This window comes from Paraburkholderia sp. 40, assembly GCF_050434105.1.
Classification (GTDB): Bacteria; Pseudomonadota; Gammaproteobacteria; order Burkholderiales; family Burkholderiaceae; genus Paraburkholderia; species Paraburkholderia tuberum.
The window spans coordinates 627,366-652,753 of record NZ_JBNPVY010000002.1; the positions used below are offsets into that span (position 1 = coordinate 627,366).

The following is a 25,388-nucleotide window of genomic DNA, read 5'->3' on the forward strand; positions in this document are numbered from 1 at the left end:
GTCACGGAATCATGGTCTTGACTGTCGCCGGATTGACGATCGTGACCACGCCACCCCAGTTGCACATGCAGGTCGACACGTTGTCGAGCGACGGCTGGTTGCCGAGCAGCACGGTCGGCGCGCCCGGCGTCCACGGCGTCATGGTGGCCGGAATGCACGGCATCGGCGTCAGCACGCCCAACGCCGCCGCCGTCGCGGCGGCGACGGTCGGATTGGCGGGCGAGCTGCACACGCCGAACGGCATGATATTGACGAGCGGAATGTGATCCATGATGTTGGCCGCGGGCGGCCCTTCGCCCATCACCCGGTTGACGGGCAAGACCACGAGCGTCGAAGGCGCCGCGCCGAACGAACATTGCAGCGTCGCGGCCATGCTGACTTGTTGCGGCATAAGAAGGCATCCTCCCCTTTCGATCAATCGAACGTATAGAGAAATTCACCGTCGCGCGCGCCGATCTGCACTTTCGTGACCGGGCGGCCGTTCATCATGCGCGTCAGAAACTCGGTGCTGATACGCGGCAACAGCGTGTTGGTCAGGATCGCGTCGATCATGCGTCCGCCGCTTTCGAGTTCGGTGCAGCGACTGCCGATCAGCTTCACGACGTCGTCGTCGTAGCTGAACGGAATCTTGTGCGACACGCGGATGCGTTTCTCGATCCGGCCGAGCTGCAGCCGGATGATCGCGCCGAGCATCTCGTCGGACAGCGGAAAGTACGGAATGACCACGACGCGCCCCAGCAAGGCCGGCGGAAACACCTTCAGCAACGGCTCGCGCAGCGCTTTCGCAATACCCTCCGGCTCCGGCATCAGCTCCGGGTCCTTGCACAGGCTCGTGATCAGATCCGTGCCGACATTGGTGGTCAACAGGATCAGCGTGTTCTTGAAGTCGATCACGCGGCCCTCGCCGTCTTCCATCCAGCCCTTGTCGAACACCTGGAAGAACAGCTCGTGGACGTCGGGATGCGCCTTCTCGACCTCGTCGAGCAGCACCACGCTGTATGGACGGCGGCGCACCGCCTCGGTCAGCACGCCGCCTTCGCCGTAGCCGACGTAGCCGGGCGGCGCGCCCTTCAGCGACGACACCGTATGCGCTTCCTGATACTCGCTCATGTTGATCGTGATGACGTTCTGCTCGCCGCCATACAGCACCTCGGCGAGCGCCAGCGCGGTCTCGGTCTTGCCGACTCCGGAGGTGCCGGCGAGCATGAACACGCCGATCGGCTTGTTCGGATTGTCGAGACCCGCGCGCGAAGTCTGAATGCGCCGCGCGATCATCTCCGTCGCATGAGCCTGGCCGATGATGCGCCGGTTCAGGTTCTCCGCGAGCTTCAGGACGTTTTCGATTTCGTTGCGGACCATCCGGCCCACCGGTATGCCGGTCCAGTCCTGCACGACGGAGGCGACCGCCTGCTGGTCGACGGTCGGCAGGATCAGAGGATCTTCGCCTTGATGCTGCGCGAGCTGCGCCTGCAACTCGCGCAGTTCGGCGAGCCGCGCTTCGCGCGTCGCGGTGTCGCTGGCGGGGTTGTCAGTCGCGCCGGTGGCCGCTGTTTCGTTTACCGTTCCGTTCGCAGCTTCGTTCGCTTCGTTCGCTTCGTTCGTGCGGCTGGCTTGCGCCGCGCCTTCCACCTTGCCAGTCTCGCCGCGCAGTTGCGCGCGCAGCGCGAGAATCCGCGTCACCAGTTCTTTCTCCGCCTGCCAGCGGGTGTCGAGCGTGGCGAGACGCGCCTGTTCGGCGGCGAGCTTTTCCGCCGCGGCGGCTTCACGCTCCCGCGTGTCGACGCCCACCGCGCTTTCTCGGCCGATGATCGCCAGCTCGGTTTCGAGCGCGACGATGCGCTTGCGCGAATCGTCGACCGATGCGGGCGTCGCATGCTGGCTGACCGCCACGCGCGCACAGGCGGTGTCGAGCAGGCTGACCGCCTTGTCCGGCAACTGCCGCGCCGGAATGTAGCGATGCGAAAGACGTACCGCGGCTTCGAGCGCTTCGTCGAGCACCTGCACCTTGTGGTGCTGCTCCATCGTCGAGGTGACGCCGCGCATCATCAGGATCGCGCGGGTCTCGTCCGGCTCGCTGACCTGCACGACCTGGAAGCGCCGCGTCAGTGCGGGGTCCTTCTCGATGTGCTTCTTGTATTCGGCCCACGTGGTCGCGGCCACCGTGCGCAGCGTGCCGCGCGCGAGCGCCGGCTTCAGCAGATTCGCCGCGTCGCCGGTGCCGGCCGCCCCACCCGCGCCGACCAGCGTGTGCGCTTCGTCGATGAACAGGATGATCGGCTTTTCCGACGCCTGCACTTCCTCGATCACCTGCCGCAAGCGGTTCTCGAACTCGCCCTTCATGCTCGCGCCCGCCTGCAACAGACCGACGTCGAGCGTGCGCAACTGCACGTCGTGCAGCGACGGCGGCACGTCGCCCGCCGCGATGCGCTGCGCGAAGCCTTCGACCACCGCGGTTTTGCCGACGCCCGCTTCGCCCGTCAGGATCGGATTGTTCTGGCGGCGGCGCATCAGGATGTCGATCACCTGGCGAATTTCCTCGTCGCGCCCGACGATCGGGTCGAGCTTGCCGTTGCGCGCCTGTTCGGTCAGATCGGTGGTGAAGCGCCGCAGCGCTTCCTGCTTGCCCAGCGCGGCGGCCGGCACCGGGCCGCCCGTGGTGTCCGCGTCGCCGCCTTCGCGCTGCGCGCCGCCCGCCTGAAAACCATCGCTCGCGCTCATCGCCGCTTCCGGCGACTCGCGCAGCAGGCTGTGAAATTCGTCAACGAGCGAATCGAGCTTGATGCGCTCGAACTGACGCGAGATGCCGTAGAGCCCGTTGCGCAGCGACGGCGTCTTCAAGAGGCCGACCACCAGATGGCCGGTGCGCACCTGCGACTCGCCGAACATCAGCGAGCCGAACACCCAGCCACGTTCGACCGCCTCCTCGACTTGCGACGAGATGTCGGTCACCGAAGCCGAACCGCGCGGCAGACGGTCGAGCGCTTCGGTCAGATCGCGCGCCAACGCGGAAGGCTCGAGCCCGTAGTGTTTGATGATGCGGTGCAGGTCGGAGTCCTGCAGTTGCAGGATCTGGTGGAACCAGTGCGACAGTTCGATATAAGGATTGCCGCGCAACTTGCAAAACACGTTCGCGCTCTCGATTGCGCGGAATCCGAGCTTGTTCAGCTTGCCGAACAACGCTGCCCGTTTGATCTCGGCCATTTTTCTATTCCCTCGATGATGTCGATGGCGGCGCCCCCGCGGACGCCTCGCGGGCCGCCACGGCAATCCGTGAACGGCCGTCCGGACCGGTCGGCCGCAACACCAGCTGACACTGATCGCCGCGCGCCGGATGGCCGAGCGTCCAGGTGGTGTAACCGAGCCGCGTGTGGCGCCCGAGCTTCAGGCGTGGCACGTCCTCCTGTTTCAGCACCAGCCGGAGATCCCAATCGAGCCCGTCGCGCGCGTAATTGCGCACCCAGTCGATGAGGCGCTTCAGACTCTCGCCGCCCGGCAGGAAGCGCTCGTAATCAGCGCGGCTCAACGGTCCGATGACGATGCGGAATTTATGCTGGCAATCCCAGACGCGCGCGCCGAGCAGCGTCGACACGCCGAGCGCGGCCGAACCGTCCGGTGCGCCCAGGCGCAACAACGAATTCGCGGGCAGCGTCATCCAATGGCCGACCCACTGTTCGATGTCGACCGGCAGGTTGAAAAAACGCGCCAGCACGAGTTTCAAACCGGCGGCCGGACGGGTCGGCCCGCCCAGCAATCCGGCGAAGTGCAGTTTGGCGAAATCGGGCACCGCGTCGCGCTCGCGCAGCGTCGGCTCGCCCAGCCCGAACACGCTGCCGACATAAAAGGAAAAGCGATCGCGCCCCGGACGGTCGAGACTCACGGCCGGTTGCGCATTGGCCCACGCGCGATAGAACAGCGACACCATCCGGTGGTGAAAGACATCGAGAAAGCGCGCGAAGGTCGGATCGTTCGCGTTGCGGGCGCGGTCGCGAGCGTACTCGGTCAGATGGGTGGGCAACGGACCGTGCGGCCCGAGCAGGCCGAAGAACTTGACCGCGAGGCGCGCGGCGTGATGCTCGCCGGCGGGGGTGAAGTCACCGAGCGTCGTCGGATGGAAAACCAGTTCGGGCTCCTGCACGAAACGGATCGCATCGTCGCGCGGCTGCATCGACTCGCCGACGCGCGGCTTGTCCGCATACGCGTTCTCCAGCAGCCGCACGACCTGGAAGAAGTCGAAGCGGCGCGCATCGTCTTCGAGCCGGCGCAACAGTGTCAGAGCGTCCGGCATTGTCCGACCCTCGCTGGCCAGCGCATGATCTCGCCGCGCGACAGCGTCTTCACGACGGTCTCGGTGAACGAGTTGATCGATACGTATTGCGCGAAATATTGCGCGAGCACGGCACCGAGCAGAAACGCGCCGGCGCCTTCGAACGCGGCTTCGTCGAGCGTCAGCGTCACTTCGAGACCGCGGCCGAATACGATCGGTCCCGCGCCTGGCAAGCGTCGCGTCACCGAGCGCGAATCGATCGAGCGCACGCCTTCGATCAGCCGCTGACTCGCGATCTCGTCGGCGGGACAGTAGAGACTCAGCAGATCGCGCAGCGCGCGGGCGCCCTCCTGTGCATCGTTATCGAGCAGCGACGAGTAGTTCAACGACAGGTGACTCAACAGCCGCCACGCCACGGCCCCGTGCGCATACGACGGCAGCGGCCGGCTCGGGCCGCTCACGCAGCGCACGCTCTGCACCGGCGCTTCGACATCGAGCGTGAAATCGGCGGGGCCGACGCCGACCGGCATCGTCAGTGGCAGGTCGCGATTCGTGCACAGCACCTGCAAGCCGAGTTGCCGCAGGTCAGCGCGAAACGGCGCATTGCTCGCGTCCACCAGCGCGATGAACATCTCGCTGCCGAGGTAGCTCGTGCGCGGGCCGCGCTCATGCTGACGCGCCGACGGCAGACGTTTTTCGCGGCGCACCTGGTAGTACGCGCCGGCGCGATAGGTCGCGCCGAGATCGCGCGCGTGATAGAACGGCTCGAAGCGCTGCTCGCCGCCGGCGCCCGCGCTATAGCCGGTCGCACTCTCGATCTGATAGATCTCGAAGTCCATCGGCCGGGTGCGATCGGCCACCACGTGATATTCGAACTGTTCGTCCGATAGCGCGATGCGATCGGTACGCCGCGGAAAGAGATTGATCGCGGGCGTGCAATGCAGCGCGAAATTATTGGCATCGAGCGATTGTTCGAGCAGCGGATCACCGCGTTTGAGCAACACGATGACTTCGATTTCGGTGTCCGCGCAACGCCGCAACGCCGCGTGCAAACCGTCGATGGCGAGAAACATGAAGCGCTGCGGAAACGCGAAATACTCCTGCAACAGCCGGTAGCCCGGGAACGACTGCCGGCTGACCGGCAGCAATGCTTCATCGTCGGCAAACCCGAGCGGCCGCAGCGCGCTCGCCGGCAACTGCGCATGCCAGGACGCCGGACGTTTGGCCGGCATCACGACGACGCCGCTCACCGAACCGAGCAGACGCTCGTGGATACGCGTGGCCATCCCGTCCGTGCCGCGCAGATACAGCGTCAGCCGGTCGAGTTTCAGCTGGTTGATTCTCAGACCAGCGGTGGCGCGTAGGCGCAGCCTGAGGCCGGCCTTGATAGCGGCGCCCGCCGCCATGCTCGCCGGCAGCGCGCTGTCGATGCCACCGAGCGAGCCCGCGTGCGTAAAAAACCGCGCTTCCGTGATTTCGAGCGGCCAAAGCGTCAGTTCGTGCGCGCTGCGGTATTCGCAGCGCGTCGAGCCGTTCTTGTCGAGCACGCTGCGCAACGTACTGCCGCGTGGAACCCGCACGCCGTCCGCGAGATTGGAGCTGGTCAGGTCCGGCTGGATCTGCACCACAGCCATCGACGGCGTGGGCGCGAGGTAATGCGGGTACACCAGCTCCGCGAGATGCTGGGTGAAGCGCGGAAACTCGTCGTCGATCTTCAGTTGCACACGCGCCGCGAGGAAACTGAAGCCCTCGAGCAGACGCTCCACGTAGGGGTCCGCGCATTCGAGGTTTTCCAGTCCGAGGCGCCCGGCGACCTTCGGAAATTCGCGCGCGAACTCGCCGCCCATCTCCCGAAGATGCTGCAGTTCCTGGCTGTAGTATTTGATCAGGTCTGGATTCATGGCTTCAGCGCGGCCCGCCCTGGTCGATCACGCGGATTTCGCCGACTTCCAGGTCGAGTTCGGTCCTGAAGTAGAGCCGCTCCGGATACGGCTGCGCCCACAGATCGCCCTGCACCAGAAACGACACGGTGTTGTGGCGCCCGGTCGTCTCTTCGAGTTGCATCGAACTGACCCGCACGGTGTCGCGCAGAATGCGCGGCTCGAACGCCCAGATCGCATCGCGCACGAGCCGCTCGAGCCGCGACGGATCGATGCCTGAGGCGGTCTTGCCGGCAATGTCCGGCAGGCCGAAATTGATCACGGATGTCGCGACATACGGATAGCCGCTCAGATCCTGCACCGACGCGAGGCCATTCGCGTTCAGCAGCCATCCGAGGTCGCGCTGCACACTTTCGCGCAGCGCGCGCATCGACAGAACGCGCCGCTCGCGCGCTTCCTGCTTCGCCTCCGGTTCGAGATCGGTCAGCCGGTCGAGCAGCGACGGTTGCAGGCGATCACGCGCGGTCAGTTCAGCCATGATCCGGAGCGGCCGCGCCGTCCTGTTCGGGAGGCGCGTCGCCGCTCGTCAGTTCGATGGTGCGCACGTCGAAGAGTGCGTAGTCGTTCGCATCGGAGGCGAACATACGCTGTCCCACCGGCCGCGCGAGCAAGGGATCGTCACCGATCCATTCGGTCAGGCGCGCGAGCCACAACGCTCGATTCGGCTCGGCGAGCGTGCCAGGATAGCGGGCGGGAATCAGACCGGCGGCCTGGCCGTCGTTGGCCCACGTGAAAACGGCCGGCATCCAGACGCGGTCGCGCAGGTCGGACGGCGGCTCGATTTCGATCCGTTTGATGCGCGAAAAAGGAATCCAGTAATAGCGGCCGTTCAGCACGGCTTCGAGTGTCGGGCCGAGCCGGTTGTCGGCGTCGGCGAGCCACATGAACGGTTCGCCATTCAATGCGCCGGCGGTGGCGGGCGCCTCGTCGAGCGCCCGCGCGCGCGCGGCGGCCGCCGCGCCGCTATCGCCCGCGGTGTCGAGCCGCAATGCCTCGAGGAGCAACGCAAGCCAGCCGGTCGACTCGCCGAAGATCAGCGGCGCGCGCTCGCCTTTGAACACCGCTTCGCGCAGCGCCTCACATTGCAACGCTTCACGATAGGTTTGCACCATCGGCAACGCGGCCGCGTCGAGTTCGCCGACGACGTTCAGTTGCGTCAATGCGCGATCCCAGGCGCCCGTCACCGCGAGCAACTGGAAGAGAAACACGCGATAGGCGGCTTTCGACGGATCCTTGCGAACCTGTTTTTGCAATTCGCGCAGACATCCGTCCAGATCGCCTTCGCGCAAGCATTCTTCTGCGTTCATGCCGGTTCGCTCCGGTCTGGCTCGAGTCGTCCCACCCGCCGCCGCACTGCGACGGCAGGACCGCCGCAGTGCAGTCGCCCTTTGCGGTCAGCCGATCAGGTAGTCGCGTTGGCGGGGATGTTCCATTTCACTTCGACCACCCCGCCTTCCTTCTCGCCCTTCGCGTTTTGCGGCTGGTACTCGACATGGAATTTTTCGAAGTTGAGCGTGACGTTCTCGGTGAAGCGTTCTTCGCCGCCCGAGCCGCCGGTCGAATACGAGCTGATCAGCACGCCGTTCAACGTGATCTTGTAGTACTCGAGCGGATTGTCGCCACCTGCCTTGCGCACCGTCAGCAGCACCGTGTCGATGTGCGTGCCTTTGGTGCAGGCTGCCATGATCGGCGGACTCGCCTTGTCGCTGTATTTGGTAAATGACAGGTCCTGCACCGACACCTTGCCGGCGCCGCCGCCCGTGCCCATGTGCATCGTGCCGCTCTGGCTCATGCCCCAGCTCCACGCGAGCACTTCGATTTCTTCCTTGTGGGTCTTGTCCTGAGACTCGCCCTTGATATCGCCCAGCTTCATGAACATGTCGATGGCCATCTTCTTCTCCGCTCAAAGCAATTCGTCACTGAATGGGGATTTCCGTCATGCCGCCTTGGCGGACGGAAGCTTCGAAACCAACCGTAGCGATACGGTCAGGCCTTCCAACTGGTAGTGCGGACGCAGGAAAAACTTCGACGTGTAATAACCGGGATTGCCTTCGACTTCCTCGACGACCACCTCGGCGGCCGCGAGCGGGCGTCGTGCCTTGGACTCTTCCGTCGAGTGCGCCGGATCGCCGTCGACGTACTGAAGGATCCAGTTCTGCAGCCAGCGCTGCATGTCGTCCCTCTCCTTGAAACTGCCGATCTTGTCGCGCACGATGCACTTCAGGTAGTGAGCGAAGCGGCTGCAGGCGAACAGGTAGGGCAGACGCGCGGCCAGGTTCGCGTTCGCGGTGGCATCGGGGTCTTCGAACTCGGCGGGCTTGTGCAGCGACTGCGCACCGATGAAGGCGGCGAAATCGGAGTTCTTCTTGTGTACGAGCGGCATGAAGCCGTTCTTCGCGAGTTCGGCTTCGCGGCGATCGCTAATGGCGATTTCGGTCGGGCACTTCATGTCGATGCCGCCGTCGTCGGTGGGGAACGCGTGCACCGGCAGGTTCTCGACGGCGCCCCCCGACTCGATGCCGCGAATCCGCGAACACCAGCCGTACATCTTGAACGAGCGGTTGATATTGCTCGCCATCGCATAGGCGGCATTGGCCCATGCGTATTTGCCGCTGTCCGCGCCGGCCGTGTCTTCCTCGAAATCGAATTCCTCGACCGGATTGGTCTTGGCGCCATACGGCGCGCGCGCGAGAAAACGCGGCATCGCGAGACCGACGTAGCGCGCATCCTCGGATTCGCGCAGCGAGCGCCACGCCGCATGCTCAGGCGTCTGAAAGATTTTCGTCAGGTCGCGCGGATTGGCCAGCTCCTGCCATGAATCCATCAGCATCACCGCGGGATCGGCGCCGGCGATGAACGGCGCATGCGCGGCGGCCGAGATCCTGGATATCTGCGTCAGCAGATCGACGTCGGGCCCGCCGTTGTCGAAGTAATAATCGGCCACCAGCGCGCCATACGGCTCGCCGCCGAACTGGCCGTATTCCTCTTCGTAGAGCTTCTTGAAGATCGGGCTTTGATCCCACGCGGTGCCCTTGTACTTCTTGAGCGTCTTGTACAGATCGCCCTTCGATATGTTCATCACGCGGATCTTCAACGTCTCGTCCGTCTCGGTGTTGTTGACCAGGTAGTGCAAGCCGCGCCACGCGCTCTCGACTTTCTGGAACTCCTCCGAGTGGATGATCTGATTGATCTGGGCGGTCAGCTTCTCGTCGATCTGCGCGATCAGCGATTCGATCGTCGCGAGCACATCGCCCGAAATCACGTTCGTATCGCGCAGCGCCTGTTCGGCGAGCGTGCGCACCGCCGTCTCGACGGCTTCCTTCGCCTTCTCGCTCTTCGGCTTGAATTCCTTTTGCAGCAGATTCGCGAAATCGCTCGTTTCAAGCGACGCCTCGCCGGGTTGCGCTTGCCCTTGGGTGCTAGGTTCAGCCATGGTCAGACTCCCCTGTAGATCACGCTCATTGCTGCGGCTTCGGTGCGGACGCCAACGACTGCAGCAACGCAGGATCGTTGAGCAGTTTCGCGATCAGCTCCTCGGCGCCGGTCTTGCCGTCCATATAGGTCAGCAGGTTTTGCAACTGGCCGCGCGCCTCCAGCAGCTTCGACAACGCGTCCACCTTGCGCGCGACCGCCGCGGGCGAAAAGTCGTCCATGCTCTCGAAGGTCATGTCGACCGCGAGGTTGCCCTGACCGGTCAGCACGTTCGGCACCTGCACGGCGACGCGCGGTTTCATCGACTTCAGACGCTCGTCGAAGTTGTCGACGTCGATCTCGAGAAACTTTCGATCCGCCACCGGCGCGAGCGGGTCCGCCGGCTGACCGGAGAGATCGGCCAGCACGCCCATGACGAAGGGCAGATTGACCTTTTTCTCCGACCCGTAGACTTCGACGTCATATTCGATCTGAACTCGCGGCGCTCGATTGCGCGCGATGAATTTCTGGCTGCTTTCCTTGGCCACGACCATTCCCCTGGTTGACGCCGCACGGCCGCGAGCAGCGTGGCGCATGACTGGCGTTGCTAGAAGCGAAAAAGCCCATCCCCGCCTGACTGCTTACTCGTTTTCGATACCGCCGGCCTGCCTGGCCTGGCGCACGCCTTCTGGCGCGAGGTCCTGCAGAATTTCCATGAAGTTCTTGTCGACCAGCCGGCGCGCGCGCAGCAGCAGCAGCGGCAACGGGCTGGAGGGCTCGTGACGCTCGTAGTACGCGCAGATCTTGTCGATCATGCGGATCACGTCCTGACGGTCCGTGATGTCGCCGGACAGCGGCACGGGTGCCGGCGCCGCGCCGACGCTTTCGCCCAGGGTCACGTCGCCGTTCGGCGATGCTTGCGGCGCTCCGTCCGGGACATCGAGACGCTCGCCGAGAAAGTCGGCTGCACGCCGCAACAGCCTCGATAGCGGCGACAGATCGATGGAACGCGCCGCGCCGACACGCTCGGTCAATACCGTCTCGATGCGCATCGCGCTATGCGTGGCCGCGAGCAAGGCCGTGTGCGCTTCGGCGGCGTCTTGTTGGGCGTCGGCGATCACCGCGTCGATCGAGCTCAGCGACGCCGCCTCGACGCCCTTGGGCGGCGGCACTTCGCCGGTCGCATATTCGATGTCGCGCAAGCTGACTCCCCCGTGCGCGCGCGACGACGCGAGCGGTGCGTCGCGCACGTCCACCAGCATGCCGGACGGTTCGACGAGGGCGGCGAGCGCGTTGACGCGGGCGGTCGGATCGTTGTCGTCGTCGGGATCGAGCTGTGGATAGACATGGTCCCAGCGCTGTTCGAGCAGGCCTTCGACGAGCGCGAGGCCCTCGGCGAAGCCGGCGAAACGTCGGCGATTGAGTAGCGCGCGCGCCAGGTGTACCGCGACGCGCAAGTCGCGGCCTTTTGCGAGCAGATCGAGCGATAGCGCTTCGGCCACTTTCCAGTCAGGCGGCGTGGCGGCGACCATGGTCTCGCCGAACTGCACCTCCGGCTTGCCGTGGACGACCTGCTCGAGCGCAAGGAAGTCAGGGTCGTACTCGAGGTCGTCCCCGCATGGACTGGCAGCTGATAGGTCGGCAAGCATTTCGCCCGCGAGAAGCGTGGCCATGTCTGGTATCGGTCTCGGATGAGTAGTCTCGACGCACCGTAAGTGACCGGTACGGGTTGCCCTTGCCCGCCGGGAATCAGCGTTCCCGGAAATACGTGTTAACTCTGATTAGATTGCCTTCGCCAGCTATTGCGATGTTTTTAGCGAGCGTTGTCCTTTCTCGGCGGCAATCCGATATGAGAATAGCACGCAGCCCGGAAAATCAAAGCCGGATAGCAATAGAAACGAAACGGATTTTGTTTAATTAAGCGAAACAGTATATGTAATACCATTCAACTCCATAAACACTTAAGACGTTTTAACCCTTTCGTTCTGGCACCATTACAATCACAAGCCCGGACGGTCGTCTTACGACCTCACCAGCGCGCCCTTTCAGGACGGTCGATTGGCGGGATCGGCCGACATTTGGGTAAACGAATCAGGTGCTCGGATTTTTTAAAAAATTTGACCTTCCCGGACTGCCGGTAAGCGCTTACGTTGCGTTTAGGGTTAGTCCTGATAGCGATAGAACCTGTCGCCAAAGCGGTGAATAACATATTAAGTTTTACCTTGTAATAAATAAAACGTGCCAATAGACTAAGTCTGTTTTCCAATCACGCGCCGGTTGCACGGCGGAATTGCCGGTATTGCAGCGTTTGGCACGCGCATCTGCCCGATATGGCGGCAAAGCGAGTGCCGGATTCATTGGGGACAGAAAACCGGCGCACCACAAACGCGGCGAAATGGGTAGTGTCAGCAGCCGGGCTCCGCCCTTAAGAAGCGGGGCTCACCACCTCGGGGTGAAAAGTGGCAGATATCCAAAGCGCTGCAATTGCCGACCACGCTGGAGAAAGCGCACTGCCCGACCTGTGGCAACGCCGCACCTGCCTCAGCCACGACGAAATGGCGTCGATCTATACGATCGTGCGCCGCGCGCTGACCGGCTACCATCCGTCGGAATTGCAGGCGCTGGGCGAGGACAAGGAAGAACTGATCTCGCAGTTCCTCTATCTCAAGGTGTTCCGCCTCGATACCGCGCCGACGGCATTGCCCACTTTCCCGCTGCACAGCGCGCCTTCGACCAGCCATGCCGTGTGCGCCTATTTCCGCCGCTATCTGATCGATTGTCTGCGCAGCGCGAGCCACCAGCGCAACGTGTCGCTCGACGAAGGCGACGTGATGCTCGAAATCGACCGGCAAACGGCTTTTCATCCCGATCCGATCGGCTCGGTCCTGTTGCAATACGGTCTGCACGAAGCCGAGGTACGCGAATCCGCGTCGCATTTCATCGCTTCGCTCGACGACGCCGACCGCATGCTGCTCGCCGGCAGTCTCGGCTGGCTGTCGAACGAGAAAGGCGGTCTGTCGCAGGTGGCCGCGCGTTACGGCATCGCGTCGTATCACTACCGGGCGCGCAAGCTTGGCGTCACGCTGAAAAAAGGCTCGATACCCGCCGACTTCGCCCGCACGCAAATCGGCCAATGGATCGAGCACAGCCTCGGCATCGACATCTCGCCGGGCAATCGCATCGTCATCCTGCTGGTTCTGGGCATTCTGTCCGCGCAGTCGCACGCGCAGGAATGAGCTCGACAGACCACGAGCATATGAGAGGTCAACGGTGCAACTTGCCACCGCAAGCCTGACCGACCGGGGCGACCGCCCGCGCAACGAAGATTCGTTCGGCGACTGGTCGAGCGAACGGCTCTACTATTGCGTCGTCGCCGACGGCGCCGGCGGACACGGCGGCGGCGACACCGCCTCGCGCCTCGTCGTCGCTTCGGTGCTGGCGGATTTGCGCTACCTGACCGTTGCCGAATTGCCGCCGACGGGCGACCGGCTGATCAGCGCGCTCACGCATGCCAATGAGAACATCGTCGAAGAACAGTTGCGCGGCAAAGGCAATGAAAAAGACATGCGCTCGACGGCCGTGGTGCTCGCCATCGACCGCGAATGCGCGACGGCCGCGTGGGCCCATTGCGGCGACACCCGCCTCTACTGTTTCCGCGACGGCGAGATCTGTGCGCGCACGCGCGACCACAGCATGGTTCAGCAGATGGTCGACGCGCGGCTGCTCGCCGAGGAACAGATGCGTCATCATCCGCGCCGCAACGTGCTGTATGCGGCGCTGGGCACGCGCGACGCACTATCCATTGCGGGCGTCGACGGTACTTTCCCGCTGCATGACGGCGACGCTTTCCTGATCTGCACGGACGGCCTGTGGGAGTACGCCGACGACGCCGGCATCGCCGACGCGCTGGCCCATGCGGCGACACCCGGCGCCTGGCTCGACGCGCTCGCGCAACAGGTGCGCGCGAGCGCCAGCACGAATCACGACAACTTCACGGCGTTCGCGGTGTGGGTCGGCGACGACGCCCAGGCGCCGCAATTGATGCCCGGCCCGGCACAGGCGTAACGCAGCGGATCAGCATCGGAACGGGGCTCGCATCATGCCGATCTCGATCATCATTCCCTGTCTGCAGATGGCGGCAACGCTTGGCCGCGCACTGGAAAGCTGCCTGATCCAGCCGGAGGCGGCGCAAATCATCGTCGTCGACGATGGCTCGACCGATGCTTCGATCGAAGTCGCGCAACATTACGGCCGCCTCGACGCGCGCGTGGAAGTACTGCGCATGCACGTGAACGGCGGCGTCGCCGCCGCGCGCAACTGGGCCGCGATGCACGCGACCGAGGATCTGCTCGGATTCATCGACGCCGACGACGAATATCTGCCCGGCGCGCTGGCCGCGGCGAGTGGCTATCTGCAGCGTTGTCCGGGCGAGGCATCGGTGCGGCTCGATGTCGACTATGCGGGCTTTCCGCGCGCGATCGTCGAGCATCCCGATTTCGATAAATATGCCGCAATCCTCAGCAACACCGTGCCGAGCAGTCTCGTGATCCGGCGGGCGGTGTATCGCGCGCTGGGCGGGTTTCCGCTCGACGCGTTCTTTCGTCGCGTCGGCGGAGAAGACGGCGCGTTTTCGTGGGCATTGAGCAGGCTGTTCGGCAACCGGCGGCTGATCGACGCGAAGCGGGTGCGCCAGCATTACCACCCGGCCATCCACGCTGAACGATTCTTCCGGATTCACCTCGGGATGGAGCAGCCCGTCCATCAGGAGGTCGTCGAAGCATGGCGGCTCTCGCAACGGTTCGTCGCGAGCGCCGAGGCCGCCATCGCGCAACTGCGCGCGCTGCATTCGCCCGAAGGCGCCGCGCCACCCGTCCCGCCCGCTTCGCCCGGCTCCCGCTAGAAGTCACCGCAGCCGTGCTGGGCGTTCGTCAGCATGCAGCTGTTCAGGTTCGGCTGCGAACGCACCCGCTTCCATTCGACCGCGAGGATGTCCTGTTTCTCGCCAGGCGGCGTCGTGCTGAAGAGCGGCTGGTTCGAGCCGATGCAGATGTTGGTGCCCTGCAGATTGTTTTCGTAGACGAACGTCTGCTCCTGGCTGCTGAAAAACGTCTGCAGACCGCTTTGCGCGACCGGATTGGGGATCGGGCCCTGCGGGTTCGAGATCGTGCTCTGAAACGGAATCACGGTCAGCGTGCCCGGCACTTCGTTGACGATATAGCCCACGCTGGACGTGAAATTGGGGTCGATCGGATAGCCGGCCGCCGGTGAAGTCAGAGTGGCCGTGGTCGTCTCCGAGCCGCTCAACGTGCCCGCGGCGGTATCGCCGTTGATCAGGCCGCTCGTCGCGTAGGTGAACGCCGGGTTCGGCGCCCCAACGTAGCGCGTCGCGCCGTCCGCGCTGACCGTGACCGTCGGCCGTGCGACATAGACGAAATGATTGCCGGTGGTGGGCACCGTGCCGCCCCAACTACAGCCAGAGCCAAACAGGCAGCCGTAGAAATTGGGCTGCGCGGTGTTCGGCTGCACGCTGCCGCGTGTCTCGCCGTTCCAGGTGCTGGCCCAGACTCGCCATGCGTTGCCGGCGCCAGGTGTGCCGGAGTTCGCATCGACGAACACGCCGTTCTCCATCACCAGATCGATCGAGCCGACCGCGCTCAGATTCGTATTCGGAGCCGTCGCGGACGGCGTGCTCGCGCCCAGCCCGATATTGCCGGTCGTAGCGGTCGCGACGAGGCTGCCGGTGAGCGTAGAGTTCGTCACGCTCATCGGGCTCAACTGGCTCGCGGCGGAGTCGAACGTCTGGCTCGTCAGCGGGCCGATCACGAAGCCATGCGAGTTCGAGAAGTCGACGCTCCCCGCGTTGGCCATCGCCAGCACGTCGACGTCGTTTTGCGGATCGGTCAGCGTGAAGGTACCGGGGCCGGCGAGAATCAGCCCGGCGGCCTGGATGCCGCCAGGGTCCGTGACGGGACCGGCCGACAGCAGCATCAAGGTGTGGCCCGGAGTCGAGATGCCGTAGGTCAGCGCGATCCCTTGACTGCCCGCGCCCGGGTTGGACAGCGTGAGATTGTTCGCGAAGCCCGGACGTGGCGGCACGCAAGTCGAGCCGCCCGATACGCACTGCCCGTTCACTGTGATGCGCCCGGTTTGCGTGCTGGACCCGAGCACGATGCTGGGAATCGACGCGAAGGTCGAGAAAGTCGGGGCGTCGATGCTGAGACCGCCGCCCGTGCCGAGCAGCGTGATCGGCGTCGCGTTCTGAGCGGTGATCGTGAAGCTCGACGGGTCCACCGACGCCGGCATGATCGACAGCACGCCGCCCGGCGACGACAGCGTCGCCTGCGTGATGGCGAGGCTGCTCGCCGTGCCGTCGTTGAATGCGCGCAACACGATCGAAGCGGGATTCGTCGTCGAGATCGTCACGTTGTCGGCGGTGGCATTGGCGACCGCGCTCGTCACGCCGCCGCCGGTGACGATGGAGGTCGGATTGATCAGCCCAAACTCGCTCTGCTCGATCTCGGGCACCGCAAGGCCGATCGCGACGCCCGGATCGGACGTCGTGGTCGAACCGGCAATGCCGATCGTGGTGGTACGCGTCCCGGTCGCGCTGATCGCGCCATTGGCGATCAGCACGCCATAGTCGTTCTGCAGGTTCGGACTGCTGCCGGCCGGGCCGCTCACCGCGCCGCGGATATCGATCGCCCCGCCGTTGGTCGACGTGATCGTCGTGCCGTCGGTGATCAGCACACCCTGCACGAACGGACCGGTGCCGCTGCCGAACAGGCTCACCGTGCCCGTGCCGGTCGTCACCGATACGGGGGCTGTCTGGATGCAGTCCACGCATAGCGTGTTCTCGAACATCAGCCCGATCACCGAGTCGCCGTTGACCGCGGCTCCCACGCTTTGTCCGGTGAACTTGAGGTTGCCGCTCGTCGACTGGACCGACGACCCATGCATGTCGAGGCCGATGCTGACGTTCATGTTCGACGACACGCTGCCGGCGGCGGAAATGTCGCCGCTGCCGGTGCTCAACGTGGTGCCATAGAAATAGACGCCGTCCGCGAAGGTGCCGCCGGCGGCTGTACCAGTGACATTTCCCGTCACGCCGATCGAGCCGGTCGTGTTGGAGATCGTGGTGTTCTGAATCTCGACGCCGAAGCCCCCTTGCGCGCTTTGCGCCACGCTACCGTTGACCGTGATCGCGCCGCCCGAACTGCTGAGCCCGGGCTGCAGCGCGGGACCCTTGCCCACCGTGGCGCCGCCGGTCAGGAACACGCCCATCGCGCTGCTGCCAGAAGAACTGCCGTTCACGCTCAGTGCCCCGCTCGTCGTGCTGGCTGAAGTGCCGGATAGAAGGACGCCGATGCCCTGATCCTCGATATTCGAACTGCCGGCGCCGCTGATGGTGAGCGCGCCGCTGCCGGTTCGAATCGTATTGTCACCTTGCGCGATCACGCCGTCGTTGCCTCCGCCGCCGGCGGTAGCCGTGCCGGTGATGCGAAGCGCGCCGCTCGTCGTCGAGAGCGAGCTGGTGCCGTTGATCGCCACACCATTGGCGTTCGGGCCCAGCGCGACACCCGACAGCGAGAACACGCCGCCCTCCGTGGAAATGGTCGACGAGTCGATGAAAATGCCCGACGACGACGTGATCAGATAGCCAATCGCCACGCCATTGATCGGGAACGTACCGGTGACCGTCAGATCGCCGCCCGCGGTGTCGATGTTCGAGTTCTGGATCAGGACCGGGCTCGCGCCACCGCTTCCCAACGTCACGCTGCCGCCGTTGGTCTTCACCGTGACGCCCCGGAACGAGACCAGACTGAGCGGACTCGTGCCGCCCACGTTCGCATCGAATACGAGGCTGAGCGGCCCCGCGCTCGACGTGATGGTGTTGTTGACCAGCACCGATCCCGTCGCGCTCAGCTTCAGCGTGGCGGGAAGCGTGCCGGTCGTGAGGTTGAGCGGCGCGTCGACGACGATGTCGCCCGCGCCGAAGTTGGGATCGGTCCCTGTCAGTACTGTCACCGACGTGCCGAGGCTCAGCGGACCGGTAAGCGCCGTGTTCAGGATGAACGTGCTGCCCGTGATCGGCCCGAACGTCATGGTGTTGGAATCGGTTGCGGTCTGCGTCGGGACCGGCGCCGCGGTGACATCCGGCACCTGCGTCACGATGTCGACCTCGAACGGATCGAGCAGCCACCTGCCGCCCTGACCCTTCGCCGCCGATGCGTCGACGCTCATGCCGGTCGTGTCGAGCGTGTGGCCGGACGTTTCGATCAAGCCGCCGTTACCGCCCTGCGGCCCGCCCTTCGCGGTCAACGTGCCGTAAATGCGGCTGGCCGTTTCGCTGTAAGCCACGAGGTTGCCGCCATTGCCGTCGACGAGCGCATCCGCATGGAGGCTGGCGGTCGGCGACATCCAGATCGCATTGGCATTGCGAACGGAGGGGTCCGCACCCGCCGGGCCGCCGCCGAAGTGCACGGTTCCGCCGCCCGCGGCGCCGCTCGCATCGACGTACGCTCCGGCCAGCAGCGCCACGTCGTAGCCGGTCACGTCGATCCTGCCGCCGGTTTGCCCCGCGCCGCCACTGGCGTCGAGCGTCCCGCCCACCTGTGTCACGCCGTTCGTGCCGCCGTCGAGCAGAATGCGGCCGTCGTGTTCGCTCAGGCTCTGCGCGCGCACGATGCCTTGCTGGTTGATGACGGTGCCCGCCAGCGCGTCGGCCGTCTGTGCGCTCATCACCACGGTGCCGCCGTCGGCGGCCAGCGTGCCGGTATTGCCGATCAGCGCGTGCGCCGCGCCCTGGTTGATCTTCAGGGTGGTCAAACCGTCGCCGGCAAAGTCGACGGTGATGTCGTTGCCCGCGCCCAGCGCGACGCTGCCCAGTTTTGCGCTGACCGTGCCGCTATTGCTGACCGTGCCGCCGAGCAACGCGATGGTGCCGCCCGCGGCCGCCGTCAGCGACCCCGCATTGCTGAGCGCCGCCGCGGACGAGCCGACGAAATGGAAGTTGCCGGCAAGGAAATCGGCATTGGAGATATTGAGTGTCGAGGCGATCATGGACCCCACGTTCACCGACGATCCCGGCGCAAAGATCACCCCCGCCGGATTGACGAGAAACACCTTGCCGTTGGCCTGCAGGCGTCCGGCGATCAAGCTGGGGTCGTTGCCCGTCACGCGGTTGAGCAGCGCGGCGGAAGCCGACGGCTGTGAGATCCTGACCGCTTCGCCGCTACCGATCGAAAACGCGTTCCAGTTGACGATCGCATTGGACGAGCCCTGCGTGATGTGCATCTGTCCCGCGCCCGGCGAGTTGATGCTGACCGTGCCGGCCACCACCTGGGCGCCGGTCGGATTCGCGAGCACGAGCGGCATATACGACGCCGCGAACAACGCGGCGACCGCGCCGGCGATCGTGCTCACATGCCCCGGTCGCACATTGCATCGCTTGTTCATCGCACACCTCGGCACAGATTGCTGCTGCTTGTCGTTGCGTTTCGTTTCGTCTCGTTTCGTTGCGCTTGGCTGCCAGCTAGAACGTCTTGGTCAGTTGCACATAAAAGCGCGGCAGCCTGTCGTTGCCGGTCGTATCGGGCCGGGTCGTGCGCCATGCGACCGTGCCCTGTAGCGAAAAGCCGCCCGGCGCGGCCCAGAATGCGCCGAGACCTGCGCCACTGCGCGTGATCACGTTCGACCCTTGGCCCGGACGCGGCGTGGCGTTGTACCAACCGGTACCGAAGTCGAAGAACGTGAACACGGTCGCCCGCGCATCGATCGCGAAGCGCCCTTCGAAGGTGGCGACGAACCCCTCGTCGACCAGTGCCTCGGACGGCGAATAAGCGCGCACCGCGTGCGGGCCGCCGAGCAGGAAGCGCGACGAACTGTCGAGCGTGGTTCCGGCCCACTGGCCGGACACGCCGGCGAATACGCTGAGCCGCTCCGTGATCGCGTTCAGGCGGTTGGCGAAGAAAGTGGCGCGCACTTCGGTGCCTTGCGTGTCGCGCCCGAGCGGCGAGGCATCGAGCGCCTCGGCTTGCGCGTTGCGGAAATGCAGACTGCCGATCAACAGCTCGACATCCGCGCTATTGAAGCCGCCGCCGAACAGCGCGTCGCGGCTTTCATAGCTCAGGCCGATACTGCCCTCCACCAGCGATCTGGGATTGTGTTGATCGACGATGCCGACGTTGTCGATCAGGTCGCGATACTCCAGATTGACACGCCCCAACAGGCTCTGATTGCGTGTGCGCACGAGCGGATGCGTGAGCGTGAAGTCCACCACGGTCGCCTCGCCCTGCGCGTCGAGCGACGCGAATTCCTGACCGAGCGCATAGTTGAGCCGCGACACCGCGACCCCGACACGCGTACCTTGCGCATTGATCGGCGCTTCGTAGCCGACGCGCCCGTAAAGGGTGTCGCCGCGTTCGGTGCCGAGCAGCCGCAGGTCCAGGTTGTCGCCGATCATGAACGGCGAGTTCAGACGCGCGAGCGCGCCGAGCCGCCAGGTACCGCTGGACTCCGCCCCGAAGTTGTCGACATCGAGCGCAAAGGTCCAGCGTTTGGCCGGCGCGACGTTGACGGTCAGATCGACCGTGCCCGGCTCCTCGCCCGCTTCGATTGCCGAGGAGACCTGAATACCCGGCAGATCGGACAGCAGCAGCATGGTCCGTTCGAGTTCGTGCTGCTGCAGCGGCTTGCCCAACGGAATCTGCGCGACCCGCGCGCGCAACAGGTCTTCGCGGATCGGCGTGCCGGCCGCGATGTCGAGCCGCACATGGCCGACGCGCCCTTCGAGCACGCTCATTTCGACGTTGCCGGACGTGACGTCCTGCGGCGGGATCACCACCTGGGCGAGCAGATAGCCGTGATCGCGATAAATCTGCGTGATGCGCGCGGCAATCTCTTCGAGCCCGGCGAAACTGGTTTGCTTGCCGAGCTTGTCATGAACGGGCGCAAGCAGCGCGTCGCTGGCGATCGTGTCGTTGCCCTTCAACGTGATGCTGTTCAGCAGGAAGGTCGGGCCGGGCGCCGTCACGGGCGCCGCCGGCGGCGGCACGGCGGGTAACGCCTGAGTGCCGCCCGGCGGCGCCGGCCGGGTCTCGCGCGGCGCCGTCTGGTTCAGGATGCTGCCCGCGTTCGGCAGCGTCTGGCCCCACGCGAGCGCACTACTGCAAAACACCGTCGCGGCGATCAGTCGGAGTCTGTTCATCGGTCTAGGGTCTGTTGGGTTCATCCCTGCTGCTGACGCGCGATGGTCAAACGCCAGCCACCCATCAGATCGAATGGCGCCCAGAAGAACGGATGCGCGAAGCGCGGCGTGTGCAGAACCGCCAGTTGCGCGGTGCGCATCGCGTCGATCGCGTCATGGCCCTGCGCGAGTTGCGCGTAGAAAGTGCGCATCGTCAGCGCGCTCGATTCGTCCGCGACCGGCCACATCGACACGATCAGGCTGGTGGCGCCGGCATAGAAGAACGCCCGCGTGAAGCCGAGAATTTCGTCGCCGCGCGCGATCCGGCCAAGCCCCGTCTCGCAGGCCGACAGCGTGACGAGCGAGACGTTGTTGAGCTTCAGGTTGTAGATGTCTTTCGCCAGCAGCGAGTCCGGGCCGTCGGCCGGCTGCGTCGCGGGCGCGAGCAGGATGCTCGAGTGCAACGGATCGATCGTGTCGGCCTGGGCGTGCGTCGCCACGTGCAACACGCGTCCGGCGGGCGCGTTGTCGCGAAAGCTCAGGCGCGTGGCGTCGCTATGCAGAAACACCTCGTTGCGCGCGAACAGCGGCGCGATGCCCTGCACTTCCGCCTCGGCCCCTGGCAGCGCATAGGCAGGTGTGATGGTCGGATTGCCGAACGCGACCAGATCGCTCGCGATCTTCTGCTGGCGTTGCGCGAGTTGTACCGCGACGCTCGCCGATGGTTCGAGTGCGATCGCATGGCGTTCGATCAGAAAGCCGTCGGCATCGTGCAGCGCCTGAAACGGCAGATAGTGCAGCGCGCCGTGCGGCACGATGATGAGCCGCTCGTTCGCGCGCAAAGCCGAGCGGCGCGATCAGCAACGCATCGAGCTTGTCGCCATAGGTCAGCGCGGCCGGTCGCCGGCGCACGATCGCATTGCGCAGGTCGGTCACTGCGGCATCCATGTCCGCGCGCGCGATCGGCAAGGTGTGGCCGGTCAGGCCATCGTTGCGCACCACCCAGACGATCAACTCGTTGGGCAGGCTGTGAAATTCGACGATCGCCTCGTTGGGCCGGAGCGCGCCGCGCGTCGCGGCAAGACTCGGCACCTGCCCGTTCAATTGACGGTCGTCGACGCCGGCGTCGACGCGGTTGCGCACGACGTCGAGCAGCGCACGCGCCCGGCTGCGTTCGGACAGACTCCAGGCGCTCTCGTAGTCGCCGGCTTCGACCGTCAGCGCGATGGCCTCTTCGAATACCGTTTGCGTGTCGCCGAACAGCGCCGTCTTGAACTCGTCGCTGCGAAACCGCGTGCGGATTTTCTCGGAGTCGTCGACGGCCAGCAGGTAGGCTTCGCGCGCATGCGGCTTGTCGCCGAGCGCGAGGTCGGCGCGGCCGATTCCTTCGTGGGCCCACAGGCGGTCGTAGTTGGCATCGCTGGAATTGCCGCTTTGGCTCAACAGCGCTTCGAACGCGTGTTTCGCATCCTCGGGCTTGCCTTCGGCCAGCAGCAGATTGCCTTCGATGCGCCGGTAGGCGGGCGCGAGTTCCGCAGTGGCCGGTGCGCCGAGCGCATCGAAGGTTTGGCGCGCGCCAGGCGTATCGCCCTCGGCGAGCTGCGCGTTGATGATCGACATCAGCACCAGCGGTTTGTAACGCGGCGAGGCGGTCGTCAGCGCGTCTTCGTAGGCGGCCAGCGCCTGCTGCGGCTTGCCCCGGCGCAACGCGACATCGCCGAGCACCTTGTTGGCCGGAGCAAAGACCTGCTCGGGCGCCTTCGGCGTCGAAGCGAGCGCATCGCGGGCGTAGCGTTCGGCGTTGTCGAGGTCGCCGGCATAGCTGTAGGCGATCGCGAGATCGCGTTTGGACAGGGCCGCCAGATCCGCATTGTTGGTCTGCCCCGCCACCACCAGGGCGCGCGCCGCGGCATCGACGCTGTCGCGGAAGTCGCCGCGCTCGGCGGCCGCGACGGACATACTGCAATAGTCGTAGGCAGGGAGTTTGACGCGGTCTCGCGACAGCAGCAGACGTCCCTCGGACGTCAACGTGTTGATCGTTTCGGCGTCGCGTTCGCGTTCATCGGCCTGACGAAAGCCGAACGACTCGGGCGCGAGGGCCACGGCGCTCGCGGGCCGCGCCGCGGCGGCGGACGTGCCAGCGGCCAGCGTATTGCCCGCCGCGCCCAGCAGCATCGAGCCCATGACGAGCGCGCCCGTAATCCACGCGGCGTCGATCCGGTGTGCCCATGCGACGACCGCGCGCCGCGAGTCGCGTCGCACGACGCGGTGTGCCATCCCGCTCGATAAGCCTTGGCGCTCGTTCACTTTAACTTCCTGCAAGAAGGCAAAAGGAAGCGGCTGGGATGGAATGCGCGTACAACCCGCAAGCTGCACGCAGCGGTTGACTAACACCGTATAGACGAATCCGGCCGGCCGATTTTGAAACCGGCGGCCGCACGCGGACCACCGCTCAGGCCCGCGCGCCCGCGTGATTTCAAAAAATGACCCGCTCGTTCGTCTTAAAGACGGACGCGCCTGCGCGTGAGGGTGGCGCTCGCGTGTGCCGGGCTCTGCCGTCGTACCCTCCAGGGAGCCACAGCCGATGAGCAGCCCCGACGACAAAACCGTGATCGTGCAACGGGCGTCCGGACCGGACGGCCAGCAGCACCCCGCCGAAGCGGCGGACGCCGATCGCACAGTCGTCACCCGCCCCGCCGCGCACGGTTCGAACGCGCAACATGCGCTGGCCGCCGGCACACGGCTCGGCGAGTTCGAGATCGTCGATCTGATTGGCGAAGGCGGCTTCGGTATCGTCTATCTCGCCTACGACACCCAGCTAGGACGTCACGTCGCGCTGAAGGAATACATTCCCGCTGCGCTGGCCTCGCGCGTCGGCGCGGCCGAAGTGTCGGTCCGCTCGGAACGTCATGAAGACACCTTTCGCGCCGGCCTGAAAAGCTTCATCAACGAGGCTCGGCTGCTCGCCCGCTTCGATCATCATTCGCTCGTCAAGGTGTACCGGTTCTGGGAGGCCAACGGCACCGCGTACATGGTGATGCCGTACTACGAGGGCGTGACGCTGCGCGACGGCCTGCGCCGCATGAGTGCCCCACCCGATGAAGCATGGCTGCGCGCCCTGCTCGCGCCGCTGCTCGAAGCGCTGGCGGTATTGCATGCGGCGCAGTGCTATCACCGCGACATCGCGCCGGACAACATCATGCTGCTCAAGGGCAGCGGCCGCCCCGTGCTGCTGGACTTCGGCGCGGCGCGGCGCGTGATCGGCGACATGACCCAGGCCTTGACGGTGATCCTGAAGCCCGGCTATGCGCCCGTCGAGCAATATGCCGAAGTGGCGGCCTTGAAACAGGGGCCGTGGACCGATGTGTACGCACTCGCCGCGGTCATCTATTTCGCGATTCAGGGCAAGACACCGCCGCCGTCGGTCGGCAGACTGATGAGCGACACGTATGTGCCGCTCGCCACGGCAGCGGCCGGCCGCTATAGCGAGCGGTTCCTGCGCGCGATCGACCATGCGCTCGCGGTCCGCCCCGACCAGCGCCCGCAAAGCGTTCAGGCGCTGGCGGACGAACTGGGCATTGCCATCGATACGCGTGATGACGCCGATGCGGCGATCGAACCCACGACTCGCGCTTCCGTCGAGACAGCGGGTACCAGTGCGCCGCGAACAACGACGGCCGCGACAGTCGAGGCGAAGCGCAATGAGCCAGGCGCAGCGGCCGTTCCTGCGCCAGGCGGTAGTCAAAAGAAACGCACGGGCTTGATCGCAGCAGCTGCCGTTTGCGTCGTGGCGCTCGTGGCGGTCGGTACGTGGTTTGCCATGCGTTCGCCACCGGCCGCGAGCCCGGCTGTCACGGCAAGCACGGATGCGCGCGACACGGCTTCGCCGAGGCCGGCCGACACGGCTGCGCCGACGCCTGGCAATGCCGCTCAAAGCCCGGCAGCCGTTGCTGCTGTTGCCCCGGTTGCCCCGGTTGCTCCTGCCTCGCCCGCCACGGTTGCCGCGCCCGCCACACCACCCGCACAGGCCGACAACCTCGCGCCCTTCACTCCCGCGAGCGAACTCGAGCGAATCGTGACGCTGGCTGATCCATCGATTCAGATCACCGCCACACCGCGCAGCACGTCCGCCACGATCGGCAAGGATTATCTGCAGTTCAAACTCGACAGCAACCGCGCGGGCTACGTGTATGTGTTCATGGTCGATCCGGACGGTCAGTACCTGATGCTGTTTCCGAACGGACTCGATCGCAACAACCGGATCGCCGCCGGTCAGACGCTGTCGTTGCCGCGCGCCAGCTGGCCGATGCTGGCGGGCAACCCGCCCGGTCCCAACCACTTTCTGACGCTGGTATCGACGACGCCGCGCGATTTTTCCGACGGTGGATTGAAGTCCGCGGCGCCATTCCAGTCATTCCCCGCTGATGCCCAGCAGCAAGCGGCCGCGCGTCGCGGCCCGCGCTACTCGCCGTTCGCGGGCAAGCCGCGTTGCCCGGCAGGTACGGCGGATTGCGCCGGCGCGTTCGGCGCCGCCACGTTCACCATCGATGCCGTCAAGCCGCCAGGCTAGCGCGCGCGACGTTCGCGA

Annotated in this window: 17 protein-coding genes; 4 read left to right on the forward strand and 13 right to left on the reverse strand. The window is 65.4% G+C overall.

Features of this window, described 5'->3' with window-relative positions:
- Window position 1 precedes the first annotated feature (1 nt).
- From OKW28_RS04150 to tssA, 10 genes are all read right to left on the reverse strand, one after another.
- Window positions 2-391, reverse strand: coding sequence for a DUF4280 domain-containing protein (locus OKW28_RS04150; RefSeq protein WP_429443902.1), 390 nt, complete (start codon window positions 389-391; stop codon window positions 2-4).
- A gap of 23 nt (window positions 392-414) precedes the next feature.
- Window positions 415-3,201, reverse strand: a complete 2,787-nt coding sequence (gene tssH / locus OKW28_RS04155; protein WP_429443903.1) for a type VI secretion system ATPase TssH — start codon at window positions 3,199-3,201, stop codon at window positions 415-417.
- A gap of 4 nt (window positions 3,202-3,205) precedes the next feature.
- Window positions 3,206-4,285 (reverse strand): type VI secretion system baseplate subunit TssG, encoded by a 1,080-nt coding sequence (gene tssG / locus OKW28_RS04160; protein WP_429443904.1) that lies wholly within the window; start codon window positions 4,283-4,285, stop codon window positions 3,206-3,208.
- Window positions 4,270-6,165, reverse strand: a complete 1,896-nt coding sequence (gene tssF / locus OKW28_RS04165) for a type VI secretion system baseplate subunit TssF (protein WP_429443905.1) — start codon at window positions 6,163-6,165, stop codon at window positions 4,270-4,272. Before tssF ends, tssG begins: the two co-directional genes overlap by 16 nt.
- Before the next feature lie 4 nt (window positions 6,166-6,169).
- The gene (gene tssE / locus OKW28_RS04170; RefSeq protein ID WP_429353332.1) at window positions 6,170-6,682 is read right to left on the reverse strand and encodes a type VI secretion system baseplate subunit TssE; all 513 of its coding nucleotides are present in this window, start codon (window positions 6,680-6,682) and stop codon (window positions 6,170-6,172) included.
- On the reverse strand, window positions 6,675-7,511 hold the full coding sequence (locus tag OKW28_RS04175; RefSeq protein ID WP_429443906.1) for a type VI secretion system accessory protein TagJ: 837 nt from the start codon (window positions 7,509-7,511) through the stop codon (window positions 6,675-6,677). The genes tssE and OKW28_RS04175 overlap by 8 nt, the downstream gene beginning before the upstream one ends.
- Window positions 7,512-7,606: 95 nt before the next feature.
- Window positions 7,607-8,095 carry an Hcp family type VI secretion system effector gene (locus tag OKW28_RS04180; protein WP_429443907.1) on the reverse strand — a complete coding sequence of 163 codons (489 nt, stop codon included), beginning with the start codon at window positions 8,093-8,095 and terminating at the stop codon, window positions 7,607-7,609.
- Between the two features lie 45 nt (window positions 8,096-8,140).
- Window positions 8,141-9,637 (reverse strand): type VI secretion system contractile sheath large subunit, encoded by a 1,497-nt coding sequence (tssC, locus tag OKW28_RS04185; RefSeq protein WP_429443908.1) that lies wholly within the window; start codon window positions 9,635-9,637, stop codon window positions 8,141-8,143.
- Between the two features lie 25 nt (window positions 9,638-9,662).
- Complete coding sequence (tssB, locus tag OKW28_RS04190) at window positions 9,663-10,169, reverse strand: type VI secretion system contractile sheath small subunit (protein ID WP_018422997.1); 507 nt, start codon at window positions 10,167-10,169, stop codon at window positions 9,663-9,665.
- Between the two features lie 87 nt (window positions 10,170-10,256).
- Window positions 10,257-11,288: a type VI secretion system protein TssA gene (gene tssA, locus OKW28_RS04195; protein WP_429443909.1), complete on the reverse strand. Its 1,032-nt coding sequence runs from the start codon at window positions 11,286-11,288 to the stop codon at window positions 10,257-10,259.
- A gap of 786 nt (window positions 11,289-12,074) precedes the next feature.
- Between tssA and OKW28_RS04200 the strand changes: the two genes are divergently transcribed.
- Genes OKW28_RS04200 through OKW28_RS04210 form a run of 3 tightly spaced genes read left to right on the forward strand, consistent with a single transcriptional unit; the run spans window position 12,075 to window position 14,515 of the window.
- Window positions 12,075-12,851 (forward strand): hypothetical protein, encoded by a 777-nt coding sequence (locus tag OKW28_RS04200; RefSeq protein ID WP_184062845.1) that lies wholly within the window; start codon window positions 12,075-12,077, stop codon window positions 12,849-12,851.
- Window positions 12,852-12,885: 34 nt separating this feature from the next.
- The gene (locus tag OKW28_RS04205; RefSeq protein ID WP_429443910.1) at window positions 12,886-13,680 is read left to right on the forward strand and encodes a PP2C family protein-serine/threonine phosphatase; all 795 of its coding nucleotides are present in this window, start codon (window positions 12,886-12,888) and stop codon (window positions 13,678-13,680) included.
- 34 nt (window positions 13,681-13,714) lie between these two features.
- Window positions 13,715-14,515: a glycosyltransferase family 2 protein gene (locus tag OKW28_RS04210; RefSeq protein ID WP_429443911.1), complete on the forward strand. Its 801-nt coding sequence runs from the start codon at window positions 13,715-13,717 to the stop codon at window positions 14,513-14,515.
- On the opposite strand, the gene OKW28_RS04215 is transcribed toward OKW28_RS04210, so the two are convergent.
- The 3 genes from OKW28_RS04215 to OKW28_RS04225 all read right to left on the reverse strand — a co-directional run bounded on the left by OKW28_RS04215 (window position 14,512) and on the right by OKW28_RS04225 (window position 21,615).
- On the reverse strand, window positions 14,512-19,071 hold the full coding sequence (locus OKW28_RS04215) for a beta strand repeat-containing protein (RefSeq protein ID WP_429443912.1): 4,560 nt from the start codon (window positions 19,069-19,071) through the stop codon (window positions 14,512-14,514). The two genes, OKW28_RS04210 and OKW28_RS04215, sit on opposite strands and share 4 nt — an antisense overlap.
- 76 nt (window positions 19,072-19,147) lie before the next feature.
- Complete coding sequence (locus OKW28_RS04220; RefSeq protein ID WP_429443913.1) at window positions 19,148-20,821, reverse strand: ShlB/FhaC/HecB family hemolysin secretion/activation protein; 1,674 nt, start codon at window positions 20,819-20,821, stop codon at window positions 19,148-19,150.
- Between the two features lie 20 nt (window positions 20,822-20,841).
- Window positions 20,842-21,615 carry a CHAT domain-containing protein gene (locus tag OKW28_RS04225; RefSeq protein ID WP_429443914.1) on the reverse strand — a complete coding sequence of 258 codons (774 nt, stop codon included), beginning with the start codon at window positions 21,613-21,615 and terminating at the stop codon, window positions 20,842-20,844.
- 1,769 nt (window positions 21,616-23,384) lie between these two features.
- Between OKW28_RS04225 and OKW28_RS04230 the strand changes: the two genes are divergently transcribed.
- Window positions 23,385-25,370, forward strand: coding sequence for a protein kinase domain-containing protein (locus OKW28_RS04230; RefSeq protein ID WP_429443915.1), 1,986 nt, complete (start codon window positions 23,385-23,387; stop codon window positions 25,368-25,370).
- Window positions 25,371-25,388 lie beyond the last annotated feature (18 nt).